At 57.7% G+C, this 25,622-nt stretch carries 26 protein-coding genes and 5 tRNA genes; 21 read left to right on the top strand and 10 right to left on the bottom strand.

The window, feature by feature from the left end; genetic code table 11:
- The first annotated feature begins 77 nt into the window (after positions 1–77).
- Positions 78–1,139 (top strand): AI-2E family transporter, encoded by a 1,062-nt coding sequence (locus AC1DQM_RS13245; protein WP_018925405.1) that lies wholly within the window; start codon positions 78–80, stop codon positions 1,137–1,139.
- Here the strand turns inward: AC1DQM_RS13245 and AC1DQM_RS13240 are convergent.
- From AC1DQM_RS13240 to AC1DQM_RS13230, 3 genes are all read right to left on the bottom strand, one after another.
- Complete coding sequence (locus AC1DQM_RS13240) at positions 1,136–1,318, bottom strand: hypothetical protein (protein ID WP_018925406.1); 183 nt, start codon at positions 1,316–1,318, stop codon at positions 1,136–1,138. The genes AC1DQM_RS13245 and AC1DQM_RS13240 overlap by 4 nt on opposite strands.
- A 101-nt stretch (positions 1,319–1,419) precedes the next feature.
- Positions 1,420–1,614, bottom strand: coding sequence for a hypothetical protein (locus AC1DQM_RS13235; protein WP_018925407.1), 195 nt, complete (start codon positions 1,612–1,614; stop codon positions 1,420–1,422).
- A 192-nt stretch (positions 1,615–1,806) separates the two neighbouring features.
- A complete protein-coding gene (locus AC1DQM_RS13230) occupies positions 1,807–2,175 on the bottom strand; it encodes a hypothetical protein (RefSeq protein WP_018925408.1) in 369 nt (122 codons plus the stop codon).
- Positions 2,176–2,413: 238 nt separating this feature from the next.
- On the opposite strand from AC1DQM_RS13230, the gene AC1DQM_RS13225 reads away from it, so the two are divergent.
- Positions 2,414–3,232 carry a shikimate 5-dehydrogenase gene (locus tag AC1DQM_RS13225; protein WP_018925409.1) on the top strand — a complete coding sequence of 273 codons (819 nt, stop codon included), beginning with the start codon at positions 2,414–2,416 and terminating at the stop codon, positions 3,230–3,232.
- Between the two features lie 163 nt (positions 3,233–3,395).
- On the opposite strand, the gene AC1DQM_RS13220 is transcribed toward AC1DQM_RS13225, so the two are convergent.
- Positions 3,396–4,043 (bottom strand): YceH family protein, encoded by a 648-nt coding sequence (locus AC1DQM_RS13220; protein ID WP_018925410.1) that lies wholly within the window; start codon positions 4,041–4,043, stop codon positions 3,396–3,398.
- 127 nt (positions 4,044–4,170) lie between these two features.
- On the opposite strand from AC1DQM_RS13220, the gene AC1DQM_RS13215 reads away from it, so the two are divergent.
- A complete protein-coding gene (locus tag AC1DQM_RS13215; protein WP_019579999.1) occupies positions 4,171–4,680 on the top strand; it encodes a DUF1993 domain-containing protein in 510 nt (169 codons plus the stop codon).
- A gap of 69 nt (positions 4,681–4,749) precedes the next feature.
- Here the strand turns inward: AC1DQM_RS13215 and sstT are convergent, their stop codons facing one another.
- Complete coding sequence (gene sstT, locus AC1DQM_RS13210) at positions 4,750–5,982, bottom strand: serine/threonine transporter SstT (protein ID WP_028941213.1); 1,233 nt, start codon at positions 5,980–5,982, stop codon at positions 4,750–4,752.
- A gap of 334 nt (positions 5,983–6,316) precedes the next feature.
- Here sstT and AC1DQM_RS13205 point away from each other — a divergent pair, with 334 nt between their 5' ends.
- A complete protein-coding gene (locus AC1DQM_RS13205; protein WP_018925413.1) occupies positions 6,317–7,471 on the top strand; it encodes an MFS transporter in 1,155 nt (384 codons plus the stop codon).
- A gap of 4 nt (positions 7,472–7,475) precedes the next feature.
- Here AC1DQM_RS13205 and nhaR read toward each other — a convergent pair whose 3' ends face one another.
- Positions 7,476–8,375: a transcriptional activator NhaR gene (gene nhaR, locus AC1DQM_RS13200; protein WP_477746310.1), complete on the bottom strand. Its 900-nt coding sequence runs from the start codon at positions 8,373–8,375 to the stop codon at positions 7,476–7,478.
- A gap of 155 nt (positions 8,376–8,530) precedes the next feature.
- On the opposite strand from nhaR, the gene AC1DQM_RS13195 reads away from it, so the two are divergent.
- A complete protein-coding gene (locus tag AC1DQM_RS13195; RefSeq protein ID WP_477746309.1) occupies positions 8,531–8,773 on the top strand; it encodes a hypothetical protein in 243 nt (80 codons plus the stop codon).
- 28 nt (positions 8,774–8,801) lie between these two features.
- On the top strand, positions 8,802–9,551 hold the full coding sequence (locus AC1DQM_RS13190; protein ID WP_018925415.1) for a TerC family protein: 750 nt from the start codon (positions 8,802–8,804) through the stop codon (positions 9,549–9,551).
- 80 nt (positions 9,552–9,631) lie between these two features.
- Here AC1DQM_RS13190 and AC1DQM_RS13185 read toward each other — a convergent pair whose 3' ends face one another.
- Positions 9,632–9,802, bottom strand: a complete 171-nt coding sequence (locus AC1DQM_RS13185) for a hypothetical protein (RefSeq protein ID WP_477746308.1) — start codon at positions 9,800–9,802, stop codon at positions 9,632–9,634.
- Between the two features lie 171 nt (positions 9,803–9,973).
- On the opposite strand from AC1DQM_RS13185, the gene AC1DQM_RS13180 reads away from it, so the two are divergent.
- The 3 genes from AC1DQM_RS13180 to AC1DQM_RS13170 all read left to right on the top strand — a co-directional run bounded on the left by AC1DQM_RS13180 (position 9,974) and on the right by AC1DQM_RS13170 (position 11,248).
- Positions 9,974–10,702, top strand: coding sequence for a cysteine peptidase family C39 domain-containing protein (locus tag AC1DQM_RS13180; RefSeq protein WP_018925417.1), 729 nt, complete (start codon positions 9,974–9,976; stop codon positions 10,700–10,702).
- 93 nt (positions 10,703–10,795) lie between these two features.
- Complete coding sequence (locus AC1DQM_RS13175) at positions 10,796–11,011, top strand: DUF6021 family protein (RefSeq protein ID WP_230175229.1); 216 nt, start codon at positions 10,796–10,798, stop codon at positions 11,009–11,011.
- Positions 11,012–11,023: 12 nt separating this feature from the next.
- Positions 11,024–11,248 carry a hypothetical protein gene (locus tag AC1DQM_RS13170; protein ID WP_018925419.1) on the top strand — a complete coding sequence of 75 codons (225 nt, stop codon included), beginning with the start codon at positions 11,024–11,026 and terminating at the stop codon, positions 11,246–11,248.
- 58 nt (positions 11,249–11,306) lie between these two features.
- On the opposite strand, the gene pbpG is transcribed toward AC1DQM_RS13170, so the two are convergent.
- Both pbpG and folD read right to left on the bottom strand, forming a co-directional pair.
- Entirely contained in the window at positions 11,307–12,245 is a 939-nt protein-coding gene (pbpG, locus tag AC1DQM_RS13165; RefSeq protein ID WP_018925420.1) for a D-alanyl-D-alanine endopeptidase, read from the bottom strand.
- Between the two features lie 261 nt (positions 12,246–12,506).
- Positions 12,507–13,361, bottom strand: a complete 855-nt coding sequence (gene folD, locus AC1DQM_RS13160) for a bifunctional methylenetetrahydrofolate dehydrogenase/methenyltetrahydrofolate cyclohydrolase FolD (protein ID WP_018925421.1) — start codon at positions 13,359–13,361, stop codon at positions 12,507–12,509.
- Between the two features lie 275 nt (positions 13,362–13,636).
- On the opposite strand from folD, the gene AC1DQM_RS13155 reads away from it, so the two are divergent.
- The 12 genes from AC1DQM_RS13155 to AC1DQM_RS13100 all read left to right on the top strand — a co-directional run bounded on the left by AC1DQM_RS13155 (position 13,637) and on the right by AC1DQM_RS13100 (position 24,243).
- Positions 13,637–13,713, top strand: a tRNA-Arg gene (locus AC1DQM_RS13155).
- A gap of 32 nt (positions 13,714–13,745) precedes the next feature.
- Positions 13,746–13,821 (top strand) — tRNA-His (locus AC1DQM_RS13150).
- 57 nt (positions 13,822–13,878) lie between these two features.
- Positions 13,879–13,963: transfer RNA gene (locus AC1DQM_RS13145), tRNA-Leu, on the top strand.
- Positions 13,964–14,041: 78 nt separating this feature from the next.
- Positions 14,042–14,117 (top strand) — tRNA-His (locus tag AC1DQM_RS13140).
- Positions 14,118–14,517: 400 nt separating this feature from the next.
- Positions 14,518–15,828: a trigger factor gene (gene tig / locus AC1DQM_RS13135; RefSeq protein WP_026286355.1), complete on the top strand. Its 1,311-nt coding sequence runs from the start codon at positions 14,518–14,520 to the stop codon at positions 15,826–15,828.
- A gap of 93 nt (positions 15,829–15,921) precedes the next feature.
- Positions 15,922–16,560, top strand: a complete 639-nt coding sequence (gene clpP, locus AC1DQM_RS13130) for an ATP-dependent Clp endopeptidase proteolytic subunit ClpP (RefSeq protein WP_018925423.1) — start codon at positions 15,922–15,924, stop codon at positions 16,558–16,560.
- 106 nt (positions 16,561–16,666) lie between these two features.
- Positions 16,667–17,950 (top strand): ATP-dependent Clp protease ATP-binding subunit ClpX, encoded by a 1,284-nt coding sequence (gene clpX / locus AC1DQM_RS13125; RefSeq protein WP_018925424.1) that lies wholly within the window; start codon positions 16,667–16,669, stop codon positions 17,948–17,950.
- Between the two features lie 232 nt (positions 17,951–18,182).
- Complete coding sequence (gene lon, locus AC1DQM_RS13120) at positions 18,183–20,579, top strand: endopeptidase La (protein ID WP_007940400.1); 2,397 nt, start codon at positions 18,183–18,185, stop codon at positions 20,577–20,579.
- A gap of 150 nt (positions 20,580–20,729) precedes the next feature.
- On the top strand, positions 20,730–21,002 hold the full coding sequence (locus AC1DQM_RS13115) for an HU family DNA-binding protein (RefSeq protein WP_002552737.1): 273 nt from the start codon (positions 20,730–20,732) through the stop codon (positions 21,000–21,002).
- Positions 21,003–21,055: 53 nt separating this feature from the next.
- Positions 21,056–21,132: transfer RNA gene (locus tag AC1DQM_RS13110), tRNA-Asp, on the top strand.
- Between the two features lie 102 nt (positions 21,133–21,234).
- The gene (locus AC1DQM_RS13105) at positions 21,235–23,106 is read left to right on the top strand and encodes a SurA N-terminal domain-containing protein (protein WP_477746307.1); all 1,872 of its coding nucleotides are present in this window, start codon (positions 21,235–21,237) and stop codon (positions 23,104–23,106) included.
- A 279-nt stretch (positions 23,107–23,385) separates the two neighbouring features.
- Complete coding sequence (locus tag AC1DQM_RS13100; RefSeq protein ID WP_477746306.1) at positions 23,386–24,243, top strand: DUF2242 domain-containing protein; 858 nt, start codon at positions 23,386–23,388, stop codon at positions 24,241–24,243.
- A 291-nt stretch (positions 24,244–24,534) separates the two neighbouring features.
- Here AC1DQM_RS13100 and AC1DQM_RS13095 read toward each other — a convergent pair whose 3' ends face one another.
- The gene (locus AC1DQM_RS13095; RefSeq protein ID WP_477746305.1) at positions 24,535–25,620 is read right to left on the bottom strand and encodes an AraC family transcriptional regulator; all 1,086 of its coding nucleotides are present in this window, start codon (positions 25,618–25,620) and stop codon (positions 24,535–24,537) included.
- Positions 25,621–25,622 lie beyond the last annotated feature (2 nt).

The raw sequence follows: 25,622 nt of genomic DNA, 5'->3' as shown, positions 1-25,622 counted from the left end.
ATGGCACTCGCGCCAACCGTGGCGGACTAAACATAAGGACGCGAATTTTCGCCTCTGCGCATTGGCATGGACCGGACATGAACGAAACGAAGCTCCAGAACACTTCGCTGATGGTCTTGCTGGCTGTGGTGACCGTTGCCTTCGTCTGGATTCTGCTGCCGTTCTACGGTGCGGTGTTCTGGGCGGCCATCCTCGGCATTCTGTTTGCGCCCTTGCAGCATCAGTTGCAGCTGAGATTCGGTTGGTCACGCAACCTGACGGCCCTGTGCACCTTGAGTCTATGTGTGCTGATTGCGATCCTGCCGGTAATCATCATCAGTACCTTGCTGGTTCAGGAGGGTGCGGCGCTTTATGGCCGAATCGAAAGCGGCGAACTGGACATTGCCGGGCATGTGTCGCAGTTCAAACACAGCTTGCCGCCGTACTTTCAGCACTTGCTCGATCGTTTCGGCATGGGTGAACTGAGTGGGCTTCGCGAGAAAATCATCAAGAGCATGATGCAAGGCAGTCAGTTTCTGGCGTCCCAGGCGTTCAGTTTTGGCCAGGGGACGTTCGATTTCGTGGTGGGTTTTTTCATCATGCTGTATCTGCTGTTTTTCTTTCTGCGGGACGGGTCTGAACTGGCGCGCAAAGTGCGCGCGGCGATACCGCTGGAAGATAACCAGAAGCGTCGCTTGCAACTCAAATTCAATCGGGTGGTGCGGGCCACGGTGAAGGGCAGTTTGCTGGTGTCGATCACGCAAGGGGCGTTGGGCGGGTTGATTTTCTGGTTTCTGGATATCCCGAGCGTGCTGCTCTGGGCGGTGTTGATGGCATTCCTGTCGCTGTTGCCGGCGGTGGGGGCGGGTATCGTCTGGGTGCCGGTGGCGGCGTATTTCCTGCTCAGCGGTGCGATCTGGCAGGGCACGGTGCTCGCGTTGTTCGGGGTGTTCGTGATCGGGTTGGTGGACAATATCCTGCGACCGATTCTGGTGGGCAAGGACACCAAAATGCCTGACTACCTGATTCTCATCTCGACCCTGGGTGGCCTGGCGATTTTCGGCCTGAACGGTTTTGTCATCGGCCCGTTGATTGCCGCGTTGTTTATGTCGAGCTGGGCGATTTTCGTCGATACCAAACAGCGGGTTCAGCTGCCTTAAGCGTTGAGCTGGCCTGAGCCGATACGTTGCGACAGGGCTTGGGCGTCGGGAAGCGAAGTGAGCGGGCCGCTGATCGGTTCGCCGTCCTGTACGAGATACCAGCAGGCAAGCAATCCCAGTGCTCTGAGCGGTGCGGGAACGGCGCTGCCGATAACGGACATAATCTGAACCTGAGCCATAAGTACCTCCATCAATCTGTGGGGTTACCTTACGGATCGGACGCTTGAGTGGAAAATCAACGCTTTCGATAGTCGTCATTGATGCCAGTGAGTGTTGGCGATCAGTCCACGACTTGATCGAGCATATGCACGACTTCCTGTTCATTGAGCAGGCCTTTGCGCACCAGGTTTTCCGCCAGCAGCGAGAGAAACTTGGCGCTGCGATGGCCTTCCAGGTGCTTGAGCTCGGTCAGTGCGTTGTACACCTTGCTGGATGTGCACAAGCCGACAATGCGGTGCGGGTTTTGTGTGGGCATGAGGTCGTCCTTGTTTTTATCAACCTGTTGTTTATGGACAGATCAAGCTTGCGGGCCTGTCATGACATAAATATGACCGACTTTACCTGCCGGTACTGTCCCGACAGCGACCTTGACGAGATTTATTCAGACTCCGTTCGCCTTGCGGCCACAAAAAAGGCCCCGCTGTTGAGGCGGGGCCTGATGAGTCTGTTACCAGCGGTCGTCACGGTAATAACCATGGGGATGGCCATAGTAGCCGCGCGGTGGGCCATAGTAGCCGCGTGGTGGACCGTAATAAATCGGTGCCGGGCGGTAGTACATCGGTTGTTGGACATAGACCGGCGCCGGTTGGTAGTAAACGGGCGGTGGCTGTACGTAAACCGGTTGAGGCTGAGCGTAAACCGGTTGCTCTACATACACCGGCCGGTCGCGGCCGATAATTGCCGAGCCGATGATTGCCGAGCCGACGATCGCACCAAACACAGCCGGACCTTCCCAGCCACGACCACCTGCTTCTGCCTGCCCTGCGATAGCGAGAGCACCGATCAGCAAGGCTACTGTGGGGATTTTACGGATCATGATAAGTCCTCGGTTCTTCGACCCGGCGCTTGGGTCTGCAATAGACACAAGTTGTCGCGGGGATACTTCTAAGACAGCAATTTTTTGAAAATCAGCACAGCCGTTGGGTAAATTTTGTGTAAGGTCTGTACCGGTTTCTTTACGGTGCTGTCTGGTACAGACATACCCTTATGATCGACCACAATCCGGTGGAATTGTTAATTCCGTCCATCTGAAAGTGCTACTGAAGGAGATTCGGATGCAGATGAACCCCAACAAAGACACCCAGTTGTGCATGTCACTCTCGGGCCGTCCCGGCAATTTCGGCCTGCGGTTTCACAATCATCTGTACGAACAACTGGGGCTGAATTTTTACTACAAAGCCTTCAGCAGCCAGGACCTGACGGGGGCTGTCAGCGGCATTCGTGCGTTGGGCATTCGGGGGTGCGGCGTGTCGATGCCGTTCAAGGAGGCCTGCATCGCGCTGGTCGATGAGCTGGATGCATCGGCCGAGGCTATTCAATCGATCAACACTATCGTCAACACCAACGGCCACCTCAAGGCCTACAACACTGATTACATCGCCGTCGCCCAGTTACTCGAAACCCACCAGGTGCCCAAGGATTCGACCTTTGCCCTGCGCGGCAGCGGCGGCATGGCCAAGGCTGTGGCCAGTGCCTTGCGCGATGGCGGCTACAAAAACGGCTTGATCGTGGCCCGTAACGAACGCGCCGGGCGTGCCCTGGCCGAATCGCTGGGTTACCAATGGCAGGCGGAACTGGGTGCTCAACGCCCGCAGATGCTGATCAACGTCACGCCGATCGGCATGACCGGTGGCCCGGAAGCCGATCAACTGGCGTTTCCCCCTGAAGCCATCGCTGCCGCTGAAACGGTCTTCGATGTGGTGGCGATTCCCTCGGAAACACCGCTGATCGTGCGTGCTCGTGCCGAAGGCAAACGGGTGATCACCGGGCTGGAAGTGATTGCCATCCAGGCGCTGGAGCAGTTCGTGTTGTACACCGGCGTGCGTCCGACCGATGAGCAGTTTCAGAAAGCCGTGGCGTTTGCCCGGAGCTGAATTCCGATTATCGGTTGGACCTGTGGCGAGGGAGCTTGCTCCCGTTGGGTCGCGAAGCGGCCCCAAAGCAGTCAGCACACCGAGTTTGCCGGCCTTGCGGCTGCTTCGCAGCCGAACGGGAGCAAGCTCCCTCGCCACAGGGAACTCGGTACATCGGGAAGGGTTATTCGAGGCGCGCCAGGCGTTCTTCCAGCGCCGCAATCCGCGCTTCAAGCTCTTCGATTCGCTCAACCGACACACCGCCACCGGTGCCACGTTCCACCGGGTTCTGTCGGGCCGCGAGGATCGCTTCGATATCCGCCGGATCACCCAGCGCATGCATGTAACGATCTTCGCGCTGACCGGCCTGGCGCGGGATCAACAGCGCCAGGCCTCGGGCGATCAAACGCTCCAGTTGATGCACCACTTGTTCGGCATCTTCGAAGTCATGCATGCGGCCGCTGCGGGTCAGCAGTTCGTTGACCGTCTGCGGACCGCGCAGGAACAACAGCCCCGTCAGAATCACCTGGGCCGGCACCAGTTCCAGCGCCTTGTCGACCCGATGTTCCCAGCGGTCGGCACGGCTGCCCATCACCAGCCGGGTGAAGCCGCGACCTTCAAGGGCGCGCAGGCTCTGGCCAACCTGGCCCTGGCTGAGGTTCATCACCGGTTCGCGGCTGGTTTTCTGGTTGCAGGCAATCACCAGGGCATTGAGGGTCAGCGGATAGGTTTCCGGGCTGGTGGCCTGTTTTTCGATCAACGAGCCCAAAATGCGGATTTCCGTGCTGTTGAGCCGCGGTTCGTCGAAGGTCGTCTCTTGTTCAGTGCTCATCGCGCTTTTCCCTAGGCAGTCGAGCCGCCTAGCCTAATCCTTGCTGGATAAAAGACAAGTCGCAGGGCGCGCCGGCATGGCTATAATCGCTCCACGTTTTTTACTCCCGTCACCACACGAGACTGCCATGACTATTTCCCTGTACGCCGCATCCGTTCCGGTTTTCCAGCAAATGCTCAACGCCCTGAGCAACAACCTGAGCAAGGCCGAAGCCCACGCTACCGCGAAAAACATCGACCCGAACGCATTCCTGCAGGCCCGTCTGTACCCGGACATGTTCCCGCTGGTGCGTCAGGTGCAGATCGCCGTTGATTTCGCCAAGGGTGTTTCGGCGCGTCTGGCTGAAATCGAACTGCCGAAATACGACGATACCGAAACCACCTTCGCCGAACTGCAAGCGTTGATCGCCAAGGTTCTGGCCTTCATCGGCGAGATCAAACCCGAGCAAATCAACGGCAAGGAAGGCATCGAAATCGTGACCCGTCCTGGCACCCCTAAAGAGAAGCGCTTCACTGGCCAGGCTTACCTGCTGAGCTACGGTCTGCCGCAGTTCTTCTTCCACGTCACCACCGCCTACGCGCTGCTGCGTCACAACGGTGTGGAAGTGGGCAAGCGCGATTACATGGGCGCGTTCTAAACCACCCAGGTACAAAAAAGCCCGCCAAGGTGTAAGCCTTGGCGGGCTTTTTCGTTTTCGTCGGTGCGTTTACGCCAAACGCTGCGCCTTCAACTCTTCACCCTGGCAAGCCGCCGCGGTGAACAGCACGTCGGTGGAGGAGTTCAGCGCGGTTTCCGCCGAGTCCTGCAACACACCGATGATGAAGCCGACCGCCACCACTTGCATGGCGATTTCGCTCGGGATGCCGAACAGGCTGCACGCCAGCGGAATCAGCAACAACGAACCGCCCGCCACGCCCGAGGCGCCACAGGCACAAATTGCCGCGACGACGCTGAGCAGAATGGCCGTCGGAATATCCACGGCGATGCCCAGGGTGTGCACGGCGGCCAGGGTCAGCACAGTGATGGTGATCGCCGCGCCGGCCATGTTGATGGTCGCGCCGAGCGGGATCGATACCGAATAGGTGTCTTCATGCAGGCCCAGGCGTTTGCTCAATTCCAGGTTGACCGGAATGTTCGCCGCCGAGCTGCGGGTGAAGAAGGCGGTGATGCCGCTCTCGCGCAGGCAGGTGAGTACCAGCGGATACGGGTTGCGGCGCAGTTTCCAGAACACGATGACCGGGTTCATCACCAACGCGACGAACAGCATGCAGCCCAGCAGCACCGCCAGCAGGTGCATATAGCCGATCAATGCGCCGAAACCGGAAGTGGCGAGGGTCGAAGCCACCAGACCGAAGATCCCCAGCGGCGCAAAGCGAATCACCAGGCGCACGATCACGGTCACGCCATTGGACAGGTCGTCCAGCACTTCGCGTGTCGTCTCGCCAGCATGGCGGATCGCAATGCCCATGCCGATCGCCCACGCCAGAATGCCGATGAAGTTGGCGTTCATCAGTGCGCTGACCGGGTTATCGACCACGCTCAGCAACAGACTTTGCAGCACTTCGCTGATGCCGCCCGGCGCGGTGACCGCAACGTCCTGGGTCGACAGCACCAGGCTCGACGGAAACAGCGTACTGGCGATCACTGCAACCACGGCTGCGGCGAAGGTGCCCAGCAGATACAGAAACAGGATCGGCCGGATATGGGTTTCCTGGCCGTGCTTATGATTGGCAATCGAGGCCATGACCAGCACGAACACCAGAATCGGCGCGACAGCCTTGAGCGCCGACACGAATACTTTGCCAATGAAGGCGGTGGACTTCGCCACCTCAGGCGCGAACAGGGCCAGGGCAATCCCGGCGATCAGGCCGATGATGATTTGCGTGACCAGGCTGCTGCGTTTCAGGCGTTGCAAAAGAGAAGGGGATGAAGCGGTCATAACGGTATCTCTGATTTTATTAGGGTGCAGGGTTCCTTGGCTCATGCAGCAAAAAGCCGGGCAGGCTACATGGAGGGAACCGAAGGGGTCGCCACATCAATGCCAATCAATGGCCGATGAGCAAGGTGTCAATCTCGCGGGTCGCGGACTTTATCACAGCGTAGCCGCGATCCTTCAGACCTGTGACGATCTGCCACCCGATTGTTCAACGCGATTTGCAGGTTCGTGCAACTTCGTTTGGAAACACTCTGTTAAGCTTCGCCATCCTCATTTTCTAGTTCTGCCAGTGGGCCTTCGGGCTGTCGCTGGTGTCGTCGTTTTCCTGGAGTTCTGCATGCTGTTGCCCATTCTTCTGTTGTCCGCCGCCGGTTTCACGGTGCTGACCACGGAATTCATCATCGTCGGCCTGTTGCCGGCAATCGCCCGTGACCTGGACGTCAGCATCCCTCAAGCGGGTTTGCTGGTGACCCTGTTTGCGTTCACCGTGGCCGCGTTCGGGCCGTTCCTGACAGCGTATTTCGCAAGGTTTGAACGACGCAAACTGTTCATCAGCGTGTTGATCATGTTCGGCCTGGCCAACACGCTGGCGGCGTTTGCGCCGAACATTTGGGTGATGGCCATTGCCCGGTTGATTCCGGCGCTGGGGTTGCCGGTGTTCTGGGCGTTGGCCAGTGAAACCGCGGTGGACATCGTCGGACCGGACTACGCCGGGCGGGCGATTGCCAAGATTGGTTTCGGCATCGTCTGCGCCACCGTATTCGGCATTCCGGTCGGCACGTTGATTTCCGATGCGTTCGGTTGGCGCAGTGCTTTCGGCATTCTGGCGGTGATTGCGTTTGCCAAGGCGCTGCTGCTGTTTATCTATTTGCCGAAAACCAGCCTGCACCAGCATCAGGTGAGTTTTCGTTCGCAGTTCAAGATCCTGCGCAGCCCGCTGATGCTGGGTCATGTTCTGCTGTCGATCCTGGTGTTCAGCGGCATGTTCACCGCCTACACCTACCTGGCCGACATTCTTGAACGCCTCGCCGGTTTCAACGGCACCGTGGTCGGCTGGTGTCTGATGGGCTTCGGCGCGGTCGGGCTGATCGGCAACTCGCTGGGCGGTCGCGCGGTGGATCGTCACCCGCTGATCGCTTCTATGACGTTTTGCGCGTTCATGATTGCCGGCATGGTGACGCTGGTGCCGAACATTCACTCGCCGCTGGGGCTGGCGGCGGCGATGGGGATTTGGGGGGTGACCCAGGCGGCGTTGTTCCTGGTCAGTCATGTGCGGTTGATGAAGGCGGCGCCTGAAGCGCCGGCCTTCGCGGCGTCGTTGAACATTGCCGGGGCCAACCTCGGGATCGGCCTGGGCGCCATGGTTGGCGGCCGGGTGATCGACAGTGTGGGCCTGGGTGGACTGGGTTTCGCCGCAGCCGGTTTTATCCTGGTTTCGATTCTCCTGGCCATGGCGCTGATGACCTTCAAACCTCGCGAAGTCTGCGCCTGAGGCTTTACATCTCGGTGAACAGCTCGCGTCGGGCACCTTCGGTAATGGCGACAATGCCGGGGTGCTTGACCTTGCGTTCCACCGAAATGGCATAGAACGACTCGCGCACCGCGTCGGTCTGGCCGATCAACTCCACACCGCATTGGCGTTTCACCTCGTTGGCAATCACGCTCGGGCCGATGAAAATCCCGCTACCGGATTGGCCGAAAGCCTGCATCAAAGCGCTGTCGTCGAACTCGCCGACGATTCGCGGCTGGATCTGCTGTTCGGCAAACCAGCGTTGCAAGCGACTGCGCACCACGGTTTCCGGCCCGGGAATCAACAACGGGGCGCCGTGCAGGCTGTGGGGGAAATCCTGGCCGTATCGCGCCGTCAGTTCGGCGGTGGCGAAGAAGCTGATACCGCATTCGCCGAGCTTCTGGCTGTAGCCCTTGATGTCCAGATGCGAGGGCATCGGGCTGTCGGAAATCACCAGGTCGAGGCGTTGAATCGCCAGGTCGGCGAGCAATCGTTCCAGTTTGTCTTCGCGGCAGGTGATGCGTAGCGGCTCGCTCAACTCCATGGTCGGCGCGATCAGGCGATAGACGATGGATTTGGGCACCACATCGGCGACGCCCACCCGAAACAGAATCTGTTGCTCATTGGGCTGCGCCCGCAGCATCAGCTCCAGCTCGCCCCCAAGTTGAAACATCTGCTCGGCGTAGGGCAGGGTCTGACGTCCGGCTTCGGTGAGTTCCAGTTGCCGCCCGACCCGGCGAAACAATTCAATGCCATAGGTTTGTTCGAGCAGGGAAATCTGCCCGCTGATGGTCTGTGGCGTCAGGTTCAACTGCTCGCAGGCGCGCACGATGCTGCCGGTCTTGGCCACCACCCAGAAATAATGCAGCTGTCGATAATTCAGCATTCATGTTCCCCGTAGCGTGTGTTTTGCTATGGATTCGTAAAAACCGAAGTATAACCGCTGAAAATACGAATTTTCCTGAAGTATTTGCCTCTTTAGACTGCCTCGCTATCGACGGATTGCCTTTCGGTTCTGTCTGTTCTATCGAGGAAAGCATCATGAAGCTTAAAACCACCGCGCTGCTGATCACCTCTTTACTGGTGTTGGCCGGTTGCGACCAGGCCGAGAAAAGTGCTCAGCAATTGATGGGCAAGGCCGCCGAAAGCGCCAAACAGGCGATCGACGATACCCACAAAGTCGCAGAACAAGCGTTGAGCGAGGCCACGAGTGGCCTGACCAGCAAGAAAGAACAACCGGCCAAAGAGACGGGCAAAACCGACTCTTCGTCCCAGGAAATCTAAACCGTCTACAACGAGTCAGGACTGACCCATGGAATACCTTTTAGAACTCGCTGCAAGCCCCACCGCCTGGGTCGCCCTGGCCACGTTGGTGGTGATGGAAATCGTGCTCGGCATCGATAACCTGATCTTCATCTCGATCCTCACCAATAAGCTGCCCGAGCAGCATCGCCAGAAGGCGCGGCGCATTGGTATCGGCATGGCGTTGATCCTGCGCCTGGCGCTGTTGAGCACCATCGCGTTTATCGTCCAGTTGACTGAACCGGTGATCGACATTCTCGGCCACGCGTTCTCCTGGAAGGACATGATCCTGATCGCCGGCGGCCTGTTCCTGTTGTGGAAGGCGACCACCGAGATTCATCACAGCATGGACCCGTCGCCGGAAGACCCGACGTCGGCCACCTCGACCGTGACCCTGGGCTTTGCCGCCGCCATCGGTCAGATCCTGATGCTCGACATGGTGTTCTCCATCGACAGCATCATTACCGCTGTCGGCATGACCGAGCATTTGCCGATCATGATCATCGCGGTGGTGGTGTCGGTCCTGGTGATGTTGCTGGCTGCTGACCCGTTGGCCAAGTTCATCAACGACAATCCGACGGTGGTGATGCTGGCGCTGGGCTTCTTGATCATGATCGGCATGACGCTGATCGCCGAAGGTTTCGGCGCCCACGTACCGAAAGGCTATGTCTATGCGGCCATGGCGTTCTCGGCGACGATCGAAGGCTTGAACATGCTGTCGCGGCGGGCCAAACAGAGGCGCGTTGCCGCAGAAGCTTAATCGCCGATAAACGAAACGGCCGCCTGAACTTGCGAGAGTCCAGGCGGCCGTTTTTTGTTTGTACGACTGAAAAGCGCCAGTCAGTGCGCGGTGATGGGGTGTGTAGCCGGTTTATCGGTTTTGGCCGCGGGCGCCGAGTTAATCGGGTGGTGATGGTGCCGACGGGTAATGCGCAAAACGCCCCACAACATGGCGGCGGCCACTGCCAGCCAGCCGGAAATCAACATCACAATGGTCATTGTCAGGCTCATCAGTGCCTCCTCTTTGCCCTGCCGCGGGCGCACACTCTTCCTTGGTAAAGGACAGTCTAGCCGTTGCTGTGTTTCAGGCTATTGACCAAAGGTCGTCTGTCATCAACCCGTTCGCTCTATCAAATGCAAACAACTGCCGGTTAAGGCTATACCGCTGTCGCGCGGCATCCTATGATCGACGGCCAAGCCGGCTGCGTGATCGCCTGGCGTCTGAACAAGAGAGTGATGATGGTGCGGGTATTTTCTCGAATTCGATCTTTGGCACTGATCGTTGGCTGCGTTGCCGGCCTGGCTGGCTGCGCGGGGAGCGTAGCGCCTGAGATCAAGCGTCTGCCGGAGCGTGTCGAACTCAGCGGTACGTTCTACCGCGGGCAAAGTTATCAGAGCGGGCCTCAAGTGCTGGCCAGCCTGTTGTCCCAACAGGACATCGTGATAACTCCGGGGTTGCTCGAAAAGCCCCTGAATTTACCGGGTGCCGAAGATCGGTTGCAGCAGAACATGCAAAACCTCGCCCGCGAATACGGGATGGTGGTCTATCCCCTCGACAGCCAATTGCCGGCGCTGCTGACCCAGGTCGCAGCCGGTTATCCGGTGATGGTACGCATTACTGAAGGCTCGGCATTCTGGGCCGGGCCGCGATACGCCATTCTTGCCGGTTACAACCGTCAGAAGCAGACCGTGTTGCTGCGCACCGGGATGGATCGTCGGTTGCTGATGGGGTTCAGCGCCTTTGAGTCGGCGCTCGAGAATGCAGGCGGTTGGGCCGTTTTGATCCAGAAGCCGGACCAGATTCCGGCCAACGTCGATCAGCAGCGCTGGCTGAAAGCGGCGAATGATCTTGCTCAGTCGGGTCAGGAGCAGGCGGCAGCCAGGGCGAAGAAGGCGCTGACCGCGCAGTAGGTTCCGCTCGTCATCTGCAAGGCACGACTCAGCGTTTTTGGTCTCTTATATAAAGGGCCCGGATTCTCGCCGGGTCGTGACCAGGAGGCGCCCATGGCTCATCCCAATACCCCCGACGGCCCGCACTCGTCCGAGCATTCGTCCGATAATGAGTTGGGGTTCGACCCCGATTCTCCGGACGTTGCTGATCCTCAGGTCGACCCCATCGGACCTGCCAGGGCACCCAAAGATATAAAACCGGGTGAAGAGGGCAAGAAGACACCGGCAAAGCCTTACGACCCGCTCGGTAATCTGAAACCCAAGTCTTAGTCAGAGGTGCATATGTCTACCGATTCGAGCTTCGACGACAAACATTCGGACCCTCCCGAAAACGTTCCAACAACCCCCGAGGCGGACCTGGACCCGGTGATGGATCCGGACAGCCCGCTAAGGGATCCCTTGGCCAGGCCGACCGTGGTGCCGACGAAGCATCCACAGGGCTGGCGAGACCCGAGTGCCGGGGATGGCATTCCGGATGACGATCAGATGCCGTTGCCCAATGATTGATCGCTGGACAAAAAAAGCCCCGAATATTCGGGGCTTTTCATTTACGGATGTTTCGACCTTATTTTGAGGCTTCAATCACACCGCTCTGGCGATGCTTGAGGTTCTTGTCTGACTTGTACTGCAGGGCGACGGACGGCACGTTGGTGCTCTTGCCGGTTTCAACCCAGCTGCGAATACGGGTCGCATCGGCAAAGTGCGTGTACTTGCCGAAGGCATCGAGAATCACCAGCGCAACCGGACGGTTGCCCATGCTGGTCACCAGCACCAGGCAGTGACCGGCCTGGTTGGTAAACCCGGTTTTCGTCAGCTTGATGTCCCAGTTCGGCTTGTTGATCAAGTGGTCGGTATTGTGGAAACCCAGGCTGTAGTTGGGTTTACGGAATGTAACGGTTTTTTCCTTGGTCGTGCTCAGCTCGGTCAAGAGTGGGTACTTGTGCGCGGCGATCAGCAGTTTGCTCAGGTCGCGGGCGGTGGACACGTTGCGCGGGGAGAGCCCCGTCGGTTCGACGAAATGGGTACTGGTCATGCCCAGCGCCTTGGCTTTGGCGTTCATGGCGGCAATGAACGCGACGTAACCGCCCGGATAGTGATGCGCCAAGGTTGCGGCGGCACGGTTTTCCGATGACATCAGGGCGATCAGCAGCATCTCGCGGCGCGTCAATTCGCTTTGGAGTTTGACTCGGGAGAACACGCCTTTCATTTCCGGGGTGTCGCTGATGTTGACGGGAATATATTCGTCCATGTTCTGCCGCGCTTCTACGACCACCAGGCCGGTCATCAGTTTGCTGACGGAGGCGATGGGTACGACGACGTCAGGATTGCTGGCATAGATGACTTTGTTGGTTTGCAGATCCATCAGCAAAGCGCTGCCGGAAGCGATCTTCAGTTGTGCAGTGTCTCGTGGTGCCGCGGTGGTTTCACCGGCGTTGACCGTTGGCGTGATGAAAGTCCCTGTAACTGCAAAAACTAGGCTCAGGATGGAAAGACGGATTTTCACGCTGGCAGACTCATAAAGGGTGGATATGCCGTTCTGTAACGGGCTGTTTCTTAAAAACGACGCATTTTAGGAGTATGTGCCAGGAAAGCCATAGGCGCCTGCAAGACGGGGGGTAAAAGTGAAGAATATTTAATGCTGTAACTCTTTCTTTACTATTTGGCTTTGCAGTTGTCCGACCTCTGTGATCGAGCTGTTTGCTACAGGCAAAAAGAACCCCGCGATGGGCGGGGTTCTTTTGGGTGCAGCAGGGTGAGAGTTAACTCAGCTGTGCAGTGTTTCGGCGGCGTACAACGTGTTTTCCAGCAGGCAGGCGCGGGTCATCGGGCCGACGCCACCCGGTACCGGAGTGATCCAGCCGGCACGGGCCAGGGCGGATTCGTAAGTCACGTCGCCGACCAGTTTGCCGTCTGCCTGACGGTTGATGCCGACGTCGATCACGATCGCGCCTTCCTTGATCCACTCACCTTTGACCAGGCCCGGCTTGCCGGCGGCAACCACTACCAGGTCGGCGCGACCGACGTGGCCGGCCAGATCCTTGGTGAAGCGGTGGGTGACAGTCACGGTGCAACCGGCCAGCAGCAGTTCCATCGCCATCGGACGACCAACAATGTTGGAGGCCCCGACAATGACCGCGTCCATCCCGTAAAGATTGACGCCGGTGCTTTCCAGCAGCGTCATGATGCCTTTGGGCGTGCACGGGCGCAGCAGCGGAATGCGCTGGGCCAGGCGACCGACGTTATAAGGGTGGAAACCGTCGACGTCCTTGTCGGGACGAATGCGCTCCAGCAATTTGGAGGCGTCCAGGTGTTCAGGTAGAGGCAGCTGAAGCAGAACGCCGTCGATTGCCGGGTCGTCGTTCAGGCGATCGATCAGATCGGTCAGCGCTGCTTGAGTGGTGTCGGCAGGCAGGTCATAGGCTTGGGATAGGAAGCCGACCTCTTCACAGTCTTTACGCTTGTGCGAGACATAAACCTGAGAGGCAGGATCGCTGCCGACCAGGATCACCGCGAGGCCGGGTGTGCGCAGGCCTTGCTGGCGACGCTCGGCAACTCGTTTGGCGATCTGCTGGCGCAGGCTGGCGGCGATCGATTTGCCGTCGATTAGTTGTGCAGTCATTGCGCGTGATTAACCATCGAGAGGGGAAAAAAAGAGAGCGCATTCTCGCATGTCACGAGGTGAGGGCAAAGGCGCTTGGTCTGCAAATTCCCCTAACTCCTTTAATTAAATGAATTTTTTTCAAAAAGGATTTGACGACCTTCAGGGGGCTCTATACTATTCGTCGCACTTGTCGGGCACAGCCTAGCACTGGTTAAGAAGGTCGAGCGGAGTTACGGTTCCGCAAGACTGAAAAGCACTTAGTTTGTAGTCCTTCAAGGGTACAGATTAACAAGGCGCCCGTAGCTCAGCTGGATAGAGCATCCGCCTTCTAAGCGGATGGTCGCAGGTTCGAGTCCTGCCGGGTGCGCCATTAGGCAGCATTGGCACAAGTAGCGCGATATGGTGGGCGTAGCTCAGTTGGTAGAGCACGGGATTGTGACTCCCGTTGTCGTGGGTTCGATCCCCATCGTCCACCCCATATTTCGAAAGGCGCCAGATTAATAGTCTGGCGCCTTTGCTTTAACAGCTTCAACCCGCGGATGTGGTGGAATTGGTAGACACACTGGATTTAGGTTCCAGCGCCGCGAGGCGTAAGAGTTCGAGTCTCTTCATCCGCACCAAATAAAGCTTCACTCATGCCGATTGGCATGATTGAGGTTCAACAAAGAAGTTGTTTGGCTTCTTTGTCACGCAATATGGTGGGCGTAGCTCAGTTGGTAGAGCACGGGATTGTGACTCCCGTTGTCGTGGGTTCGATCCCCATCGTCCACCCCATATTCCGAAAGGCGCCAGATTTAACAGTCTGGCGCCTTTTTTGTTTCAGTGGTTTGAGTGTCGGTGGCTGCAGGTTGTGGGCCGCAGGGGCAGGTCGCTTCGTCGTATTTATGTTTCTCGATGATGCCTGATTTGCCCGCCGATCCCCTCGCGGGGTTGGCTGTCAGGGACGGATTGCCGATTCCTTCTATATATAGGAAGGTGGGTGCAGAGCCCTGGCTTGATTGGCTGTATTTGCTAACAGGGCGAGGCACAACCGTTTGTCCCCGCCTATAAATTGCCTGCTGTTTTTTTACCCGTTTTCAGTAGGGTGACTTCTTGAGTTTGACCCACTAGAATGCATGCCCTTGATTCTGGGGTCGGAAACGGCCGGCTAACGTCTGTGCAACGAGGAATATCCATGCAAGTTTCTGTTGAAAATACTTCTGCTCTTGAGCGCCGCATGAGCATCACCGTGCCGGCTGAGCGCATCGAGACTCAGGTCAACAAGCGTCTGCAGCAGACTGCCCAAAAGGCCAAGATCGCTGGCTTCCGTCCAGGCAAAGTGCCAATGAGCGTGATCCGTCAGCGTTTCGGGGCTGATGCACGTCAAGAAGCCGTGGGCGACGTGATCCAGTCTTCCTTCTACGAAGCTGTCGTCGAGCAGAAGCTGAATCCGGCTGGTTCGCCTTCGATCGAACCTAAAACCCTGGAAGCGGGCAAGGACCTGGAATACGTAGCCGTATTCGAAGTGTTCCCTGAGTTCACCGTTGCCGGTTTCGAAGGCATCACCGTCGAGCGCCTGAGCGCCGAAGTGGCTGACGCCGATCTGGACAAGATGCTGGAAGTCCTGCGCAAGCAGAACACCCGTTTTGAAGTGGCCGAACGCGCTGCCCAGAACGAAGACCAGCTGAACATCGATTTCGTCGGCAAGGTCGACGGTGAAGTGTTCGCAGGCGGTTCTGCCAAAGGTACTCAGCTGGTGCTGGGTTCCGGCCGCATGATCCCTGGTTTCGAAGACGGTCTGGTTGGCGCTAAAGCCGGCGAAGAGCGCGTTCTGAACCTGACCTTCCCAGAGGACTACCAGAACCTCGACCTGGCAGGCAAAACTGCTGAGTTCACCGTGACCGTGAACACCGTTTCCGAGCCTAAACTGCCAGAGCTGACCGAAGAGTTCTTCGCTCAATTCGGCATCAAGGAAACCGGTCTGGAAGGCTTCCGCACCGAAGTTCGCAAGAACATGGAGCGCGAACTGCGTCAGGCGATCAAATCCAAGGTCAAGAATCAGGTGATGGACGGTCTGCTGGCCACCAACCCGATCGAAGTGCCTAAGGCTCTGCTGTCCAACGAAGTCGACCGTCTGCGCGTGCAGGCTGTTCAGCAGTTCGGTGGCAACATCAAGCCTGACCAACTGCCGGCCGAGCTGTTCGAAGAGCAAGCCAAGCGCCGCGTCGTGCTGGGTCTGATCGTGGCTGAAGTGGTCAAGCAATTCGACCTCAAGCCTGACGAAGCCCGCGTTCGCGAGATGATTCAGGAAATGGCTTCGGCCTACCAAGAGCCTGAGCAGGTTGTGTCCTGGTACTACAAGAACGACCAGCAACTGAACGAAGTCCGTTCGGTTGTGCTGGAAGAGCAAGTTGTGGATACTGTTCTGCAGAAAGCTAGCGTGACCGACAAATCGGTCTCTTACGAAGAAGCGGTCAAGCCGGTAGAAGCTCCACAAGCCGACTGATTGGTTTTGCGGTAAGAAGTACACACCATAAGCCAGCCTTCGTGCTGGCTTATGCGTATTCAAGACATAACTATTTGGGAGTGACTGCGAGACATGTCCCGCAATTCTTATTATCAGAGCTCTGACATCCAGGCCGCAGGCGGTCTGGTCCCGATGGTTATCGAGCAGTCTGCCCGTGGCGAACGTGCCTATGACATCTACTCGCGCCTGTTGAAGGAGCGAGTGATCTTCCTGGTAGGTCCGGTAGAAGACTACATGGCCAACCTGGTTGCGGCGCAACTGCTGTTCCTTGAAGCGGAAAACCCGGACAAGGACATCCATCTTTACATCAACTCACCAGGCGGTTCGGTGACTGCGGGCATGTCGATCTACGACACCATGCAGTTCATCAAGCCAGACGTTTCCACCACCTGCATCGGTCAGGCCTGCAGCATGGGTGCCTTCCTGCTTGCCGGTGGTGCTGCCGGCAAGCGTTTCTGCCTGCCGAACTCGCGCATGATGATTCACCAGCCGTTGGGCGGCTTCCAGGGTCAGGCGTCGGACATCGACATCCATGCCAAGGAAATCCTCCACATTCGTTCGCGTTTGAACCAGCTGTTGGCTCATCACACCGGTCAGAGCCTCGAAACCATCGAGCGCGATACCGAGCGCGACAACTTCATGAGCGCTGAGCGTGCGGCTGAATATGGCCTGATCGACTCCGTGATCGACAAGCGTAAAATGCCCGCCTAAGCAGCCCAAATGTAGGTGGTCGGGGTAACTGACCGCCTGCGGGCTTGAAAAAGCCTGCAATTGCCTTCATCTTGTGTTGCAAGCCTATCGGATTTGGATCGATCGAATGACTGACACCCGCAACGGCGAGGACAACGGCAAACTGCTCTATTGCTCCTTCTGTGGCAAAAGCCAGCATGAAGTACGCAAATTGATTGCCGGCCCCTCGGTCTTTATCTGCGACGAGTGCGTCGACCTGTGCAATGACATCATCCGTGAGGAGGTGCAGGAAGCCCAGGCCGAAAGCAGCGCGCATAAATTGCCTTCGCCTAAAGAAATCAGCGGCATCCTTGATCAGTACGTGATTGGTCAGGAACGTGCGAAAAAGGTTCTGGCCGTAGCGGTGTACAACCACTACAAGCGTCTGAACCAGCGCGACAAAAAGAATGACGACGTCGAACTCGGCAAAAGCAACATCTTGCTGATCGGCCCGACAGGCTCGGGTAAAACCCTGCTTGCCGAAACTCTGGCCCGCTTGCTGAACGTTCCGTTCACCATCGCCGACGCAACCACCCTCACCGAGGCGGGTTATGTGGGCGAAGATGTCGAGAACATCATTCAGAAGCTGCTGCAGAAGTGCGATTACGACGTAGAAAAGGCCCAGATGGGCATTGTCTACATCGATGAGATCGACAAGATCTCGCGCAAGTCTGACAACCCGTCGATCACCCGGGACGTTTCCGGTGAAGGCGTGCAGCAGGCCCTGCTCAAGTTGATCGAAGGCACGGTCGCTTCCGTTCCACCTCAAGGTGGTCGCAAGCATCCGCAGCAGGAATTCCTTCAGGTCGACACCCGTAACATCCTGTTCATCTGCGGTGGTGCGTTCTCCGGCCTGGAAAAGGTTATTCAAAACCGTTCCACCCGGGGCGGCATCGGCTTCAACGCAGAAGTGCGCAGCAAGGAAGAAGGCAAGAAAGTCGGTGAATCCCTGCGTGAAGTCGAGCCTGACGATCTGGTCAAGTTCGGTCTGATCCCGGAATTCGTCGGTCGTCTGCCGGTACTTGCCACGCTGGACGAGCTTGATGAGGCTGCGCTGATGCAGATTCTCACCGAGCCGAAGAATGCCCTGACCAAGCAGTATGCCAAGCTGTTCGAGATGGAAGGCGTGGACCTGGAATTCCGGGCCGACGCGCTGAAATCGGTCGCCAAACGTGCCCTGGAACGCAAAACCGGTGCCCGTGGCCTGCGCTCGATTCTCGAAGGTGTATTGCTCGACACTATGTATGAAATCCCCTCGCAGTCCGAGGTGAGTAAAGTAGTGATCGACGAAAGCGTTATAGAAGGCAAGTCCAAGCCTCTGTATCTCTATGAGAACAGTGAGCCGACTGCCAAGGCAGCGCCAGACGCTTAAGCGTCACACTGCTGGAATAAAGAAGGGGCCTTCGGGCCCCTTTGCTATTGTGGGAGACGGGGCAGCTAACCTGAATTTCTGGATGCGCCGGGATAAATGCAGGCGCTACCGTAAGCTCTGATTTTTTAAGTGATTCTTTTATCCGCTTGTTTTTTTTGAAAACAGCCCCCATCTTGGTTTCAAGCTTACTTCCATCTGTTTACGGCCTTATGGCCGCCGTAGAGGCGAAATCATGAAGACGACCATCGAATTGCCTCTCCTGCCATTGCGTGATGTCGTGGTTTATCCGCACATGGTTATCCCGCTGTTCGTGGGGCGCGAGAAATCCATCGAAGCTCTCGAGGCAGCGATGACGGGCGACAAGCAGATCCTTCTGCTGGCTCAGCGGAATCCTGCTGACGACGATCCCGGTGAAGAAGCACTTTATCGCGTAGGCACCATTGCTACCGTTCTGCAGCTGCTCAAACTGCCTGACGGCACCGTCAAGGTTCTTGTCGAAGGCGAGCAGCGGGGCGCCGTGGAGCGCTTCAGCGAAGTCGACGGCCACTGCCGTGCCGAAGTCTCGTTGATCGACGAAACCGAAGCGCCAGAGCGCGAATCGGAAGTGTTTGTCCGCAGCCTGCTGGCTCAATTCGAACAATATGTGCAGCTGGGCAAGAAAGTCCCCGCTGAAGTCCTGTCGTCGCTCAACAGCATCGACGAGCCGGGCCGCCTGGTCGACACCATGGCCGCGCACATGGCCCTGAAGATCGAGCAGAAGCAGGAAATCCTCGAAATCATCGATTTGTCGGCCCGGGTCGAGCACGTTCTGGCGTTGCTGGATGCCGAGATCGATCTGCTGCAAGTCGAAAAACGCATTCGCGGCCGCGTTAAGAAGCAAATGGAGCGCAGCCAGCGCGAGTACTACCTGAATGAGCAGATGAAGGCCATTCAGAAAGAGCTGGGCGACAGCGACGAAGGCCACAACGAAATCGAAGAGCTGAAAAAGCGCATCGATGCCGCCGGTCTGCCGAAAGATGCGTTGGCCAAGGCTCAGGCCGAACTGAACAAGCTGAAGCAAATGTCGCCAATGTCCGCGGAAGCGACCGTGGTGCGTTCGTACATCGACTGGCTGGTTCAAGTGCCATGGAAAGCCCAGAGCAAAGTGCGCCTGGACCTGGCCCGTGCCGAAGACATTCTCGACGCCGACCACTACGGTCTGGAAGAAGTCAAAGAGCGGATCCTTGAATACCTCGCCGTGCAGAAGCGCGTGAAGAAGATTCGCGGCCCGGTATTGTGCCTGGTCGGTCCTCCAGGGGTGGGTAAAACCTCTCTGGCGGAGTCGATTGCGCATGCCACCAACCGCAAATTCGTCCGCATGGCCCTCGGTGGCGTGCGCGATGAGGCGGAAATTCGTGGTCATCGCCGGACTTATATCGGTTCGATGCCAGGAAGATTGATTCAAAAGATGACAAAGGTGGGCGTCCGTAACCCGCTGTTCCTGCTCGATGAAATCGACAAAATGGGCAGCGACATGCGTGGCGATCCAGCGTCGGCGTTGCTGGAAGTGCTCGACCCCGAGCAAAACCACAACTTCAACGATCACTATCTGGAAGTCGACTACGACCTGTCCGATGTGATGTTCCTGTGCACCTCCAACTCGATGAATATTCCACCGGCGCTGCTGGACCGGATGGAAGTGATTCGTCTGCCGGGTTACACCGAAGACGAGAAGATCAACATCGCCGTCAAATACCTTTCGCCCAAGCAGATTGCTGCCAACGGCCTGAAGAAAGGCGAGCTGGAATTCGACGCCGAAGCGATTCGCGACATCATTCGCTACTACACCCGCGAAGCCGGTGTACGCGGGCTGGAGCGCCAGATTGCCAAGGTTTGCCGCAAGGCGGTCAAAGAGCATGCTCTGGAAAAACGCTTCTCGGTGAAGGTGACAGCCGAGATGCTGGAACACTTCCTGGGCGTGCGTAAATTCCGTTACGGCCTGGCTGAACAGCAGGATCAGATCGGTCAGGTCACCGGCCTGGCGTGGACCCAGGTGGGCGGCGAATTACTGACCATCGAAGCCGCAGTCGTGCCGGGTAAAGGCCAATTGATCAAGACCGGTTCTCTGGGTGACGTGATGGTCGAATCGATCACCGCAGCCCTGACCGTTGTCCGCAGCCGTGCGAAGAGCCTGGGGATTCCCCTGGACTTCCATGAGAAGCGCGACACGCATATCCACATGCCTGAAGGGGCGACCCCGAAAGACGGCCCTAGCGCCGGTGTAGGCATGTGCACGGCCCTGGTGTCGGCATTGACTGGCATTCCTGTAAGAGCGGACGTCGCCATGACCGGCGAAATCACCTTGCGTGGTCAGGTGCTGGCGATCGGTGGCTTGAAGGAAAAACTGCTGGCTGCTCACCGTGGCGGAATCAAGACGGTGATCATTCCTGAAGAGAACGTACGCGATCTGAAGGAAATTCCTGACAACATCAAGCAAGATCTACAGATTAAACCCGTTAAATGGATTGACGAGGTCCTGCAAATTGCGCTGCAATACGCGCCGGAACCCTTGCCGGATGTGGTTCCGGAGATCGTTGCAAAGGATGACAAACGCGAGTCTGACTCTAAGGAAAGAATTAGCACGCATTAGTACGCATTTGCCTGGGGGGCTTCCTTGACAGTTTTTTAGAGCCCTTGTTATAAAGCGGCTCTTAAGTGTCTGTAGGCCATTCAGCACTCGTTTTTTTGCTTTCACCAAAAAACTTAGAATCAAACTCAAATAGATATAAGGGGACTTAGAGTGAACAAGTCGGAACTGATTGATGCTATCGCTGCATCCGCTGATATCCCGAAAGCTGCTGCTGGCCGTGCGCTGGACGCTGTAATCGAATCCGTCACTGGCGCTCTCAAGGCTGGTGATTCTGTTGTTCTGGTTGGTTTCGGTACTTTCTCCGTGACTGATCGTCCAGCTCGCATCGGTCGTAACCCACAGACCGGTAAGACGCTGGAAATCGCAGCAGCCAAAAAACCAGGTTTCAAAGCCGGTAAAGCACTGAAAGAAGCTGTCAACTAAGTTCGATTCAGGTTTTTGCCTATCCGGGTCGGGGTCATTCCTGACTTGGCAGCGGAGCGGTAGTTCAGTCGGTTAGAATACCGGCCTGTCACGCCGGGGGTCGCGGGTTCGAGTCCCGTCCGCTCCGCCAGTTACGAGAAGGCGCATCCTCGGATGCGCCTTTCTTCTATCCGGATTCTACCCACGCTCCACGGTTGCCTAATTTTGAAGTTCAACCGTTTCTGGGGGACGCATGCTGCAGAATATCAGGGACAATTCACAAGGCTGGATTGCCAAGACCATTATCGGGGTCATCGTTGCACTGATGGCTTTGACCGGTTTCGACGCTATTTTCAAGGCCACGACGCACAAAAATGACGCGGCCAAGGTCAACGGCGAAGAAATCAGCCAGAACGAGCTGAGCCAGGCGGTCGATATGCAACGCCGTCAGCTCATGCAACAGCTGGGCAAGGATTTCGATGCTTCCTTGCTCGACGAAAAAATGCTGCGCGAATCGGCCCTCAAAGGCCTGATCGATCGCAAACTGCTGCTGCAAGGCGCAGAAAAATCGAAATTCGCTTTCTCCGAAGCCGCTTTGGATCAGGTGATCCTGCAAACGCCTGAGTTCCAGGTGAACGGCAAGTTCAGCCCTGAGCGTTTCGACCAGGTCATCCGTCAACTGGGCTACAGCCGTCTGCAATTCCGTCAGATGCTGGCTCAGGAAATGCTGATCGGTCAGCTGCGCGCTGGCCTGGCCGGTAGCGGTTTCGTCACCGATGCACAGGTGTTGGCCTTCGCCCGTCTGGAAAAGCAGACCCGTGATTTCGCCACCGTGAACATCAAGGCAGACCCGGCGGCAGTGAAACTGACCGACGATGAGGTCAAGGCCTACTACGACGAACACGCCAAGGAGTTCATGACGCCGGATCAGGTGGTCATCGATTACCTTGAATTGAAGAAGGCATCCTTCTTCGATCAGGTCAGCGTCAAGGACGAAGACTTGCAAGCGGCGTATCAGAAAGAAACCGCGAACCTGTCCGAGCAACGCCGGGCTGCGCACATTCTGATCGAAGTGAACGACAAGGTGACCGAGGCGCAAGCCAAGGCCAAGATCGAAGAAGTTCAGGCGCGCCTGGCCAAGGGCGAGAGTTTCGAGGCCCTGGCCAAGGAGTTCTCCCAGGATCCAGGTTCGGCGAACAACGGCGGTGACCTCGGTTTTGCCGGTCCGGGCGTCTACGATCCAGCGTTTGAAAAAGCCCTGTATTCGTTGGCCAAGGATCAGGTCTCGGAGCCGGTTCGCACTGACTTCGGTTTTCACCTGATCAAGCTGTTGGGTGTCGAAGCGCCTGAAGTGCCAACGTTCGCCAGCCTGAAAGACAAGCTGACCCGCGAGTTGAAAACCCAGCAAGTCGAGCAGCGTTTCGTCGAAGCGACCAAGCAATTGGAAGACTCCTCGTTCGAGTCCTCTGATCTGGCCCAGCCGGCACAAGACCTGAAGCTGACCGTTCACACGTCCGCGCCATTCGGCCGTGAAGGTGGCGAAGGCGTTGCGGCCAATCGTGCCGTGGTGACCGCTGCATTCAGTCCTGAAGTGCTGGATGAGGGTGCCAACAGCACCGCCATCGAGCTGGATCCGGAAACCGTGATCGTGCTGCGCGCCAAGGAGCACCGCAAGCCTGAGCAACTGCCGCTGGAAAGCGTGGCTGCCAGCATCCGCGTGCAATTGACCAAGGAGCACGCCAGTGCCGCCGCCAAGACCAAGGCCGATCAACTGATCGCCAGCTTGCGTGATGGCAAGACTGCACTGGACAAGGCGATCGATGGTCAGAACTGGAAAGTTGCCGCAACCGCGACTCGCGCTCAGGAAGGGGTCGACCCAACCGTGCTGCAAGCGTTGTTCCGCATGCCCAAGCCAGTCTCCAAGGACAAGCCGACCTTCAGCAGCGTGACCCTGGCCGATGGTAGCCTGGTGGTCGTGCGTCTGAACGGCGTGAATGAAGGCGCTGCGCCGACCGAAGAAGAGAAGGCTCAATACCGTCGCTTCCTCGCCTCGCGCATTGGCCAGCAAGACTTCGCGGCCTACCGCAAGCTGCTGGAGCGTGAGGCTGAGATCAAGCGTTTCTGATGCCTGACTGAGTTTTGCGCGACACAAAGGACCCCAGCCGAAAGGTTGGGGTTTTTTTATGGGGGAAACGAAAAGATCGCAGCCTGCGCTAGCGCTTTCAGGGGGGGCGCGGTCATCTTTAGGCGCTGCCACGGGCGGTGACCTTTTGATTTTTGCTCCGGCGGGACTTTCTCCCGAGATGATGGTCAATGAATCTGTAGCCGTTTTAGACAATCGTTGCTCCGCTAAGCATCGATCTGTTGCACAATACGCCTCGAACCGTTTTCCTCAGGATGTTCAATGTTTAAATCAATTCCCATGCGTGTTGTAGGGCTGGCCTTGGTGCTGGCCGCCGCTGCCGGTTGTTCGTCGAAGAAGGCCGCCATCTATGAGCATGAGAACTTCGACGACTCGGGAACGTTTTCGCGCAGCTACCCGGTGACCGATGCGCAAACCTGCGAAGCCGCCCGTCGGGCCTTGCTTAGCCAGGGTTACATCATCACCAGCAGCGATCCGAAACTGGTCAGTGGGCACAAGAGCTTCCAGCAGACCGGCGAAACCCATATGGAGATCAGCTTCAGTGTGGTTTGTGCCGATGACGGCAGCGAGGGGCACCATGCGACCATGTTCGCCAACGCCCTGCAGGACCGATATGCGCTGAAAAAGACCAACAACTCCGCCAGCCTCGGCGTCGGCGTATTGGGCTCGGTATCGATGCCGATCGGCTCGTCCGATGATTCGATGGTCAAGGTCGCCAGTGAAACCGTGTCCTCGGCCAAGTTCTACGAGCGTTTCTTTACCCTGGTCGAACTGTTCCTGCCGCCGGAAGCGAAGAAGGCCGCGCACATTATCGAGAAGCCGAAAACCGAACTGGGGATGCCTGAAGCCAAGGCTGCGCCCGCTCAGTTGGCGCCAACCCCGGCACCGGCGGCAGAACCTGCACCTGCACCTGCACCAGCGCCGGCAGCCGAGCCCGCACCTGCCGCCGCGCCTGCCACTTCGGAGCCTGTTGTGCCGCCTGCTGAAACAGCGCCGATTACCCCGGCCAAGAGCAGCGAGCCGACGTCGTCCACGGAAACGGTCACTCCAGTAGCGGACTCGAGCACGCTGCCGCCACCGACCGAGCCGATTTCGGCGATACCTGTCTCCGGCCAGTAATGGGCTTGCTTGTTATGGGGGCGGGTCAGACGATACCGCTCCCGTAACGTCCTTCAAGACTGATCCACATCAAGTCGGGCTGTATTCCCACAGTCCGTGTCGAAAAATCCAGTGATAAATTCCTGACCACCTGCTACGTTTTATTCAGTAGCGACGTAGTGTCGTACCCGCGTCATTTTTCTTTCATGCGGGCACTTTATGCTCAAGGCGTTGGTCATTTATTCAAGCGATTTTTTCAACAAGCGATGGGGGTTTAATAATGGACGATTATCAAGAAGAACTGCTCGAGTATCAGGCCTTTGAACTGGACCCGCTGGAACCGGCCGAAGACGCTACCGAGCTGTAATTACGCTGACTGCGGCGAAACTCGCCGGGCGTCTGGCCGTTCCAGCGTTTGAAAGCGCGCTGAAAGGCTTCGGCTGAGGCAAACCCCAGAAGATAGGCGATTTCGCCGAACGCCAGTTCAGTGTCGCGGATGTAGGTCATGGCCAGGTCACGACGTGTATCGTTGAGAATTGCACGAAATTGCGTGCCTTCCTCGGCGAGTTTGCGGCGCAAGGTCCAGGTTGGCAGCTTCAGGCGTGCCGCCACTTCTTCCAGGTCGGGTTCCCGGCCACCATTGAGCAACGGGCCCAGCAACTGAGTGATGCGTTCACCCAGGCTGCGGGTGCGTGTCAGTTGCTCAAGTTCCCGTTCACACAGTTGCAGCAGGTGCCGCCAGGTGCTCGGGCAGTGCTCCGGGTTGCGCTGGGCGAGGCTGTCCAGGCTCAGGCGCAGTTGATTCTGTTCGGCGCCAAACTGAATCGGACAGTCGCCGAATACGGCGTAGGCCTCACGGTAATCCGGTGCGTCAAATTCGATCTCGATTCGTTCGGCGCGCAGTGGGGCAGGGCTCACGCTGGACAATTGCTGCAACCAGCCAGCGATGATCGAATCCACCACGAAGCGGTTGTAGGCGTTGTAGGGGCTGATCGAATAGAACCGCAGCCAGGCGCCTTGGGCGTCTTCGTGAAAGCTCGACTGGCCTCGATAGTTGGAGCCGTACAGCGCTTCGAAACGAATCAGGCAGCGCGCCGCTTCGCGCACGGTGGGAGCCTGGGCGGCGGTGACGCCGGCCAAGCCGGCCTGGCTCAGGCGACTGAGCTGGCCCATGCGCAAACCCAGCGCCGGGTCGTCGGTCAGTTGAATAGCGCCGTGGCCCAGACGCATGTAGCGCGGGATCGACAGGCGGGCGCCGGCTTCGGCCAGTCGCGCGGCGTCGAGGCCGTACTGTTCCAGCAACGGTTGTGGGTCCAGGCCATGGCTGCGCACGGCGTCGGCCAGGCTATGGACGAAGCCTACCGACAGATCCCCGAGGCGCATCGGCTGCGGTTTCATCG

The sequence above is a fragment of the Pseudomonas sp. 01L34 genome (assembly GCF_056400265.1).
Note: the sequence above shows the minus strand (reverse complement) of the source record. Positions and strands in the feature narration are given on the sequence as shown.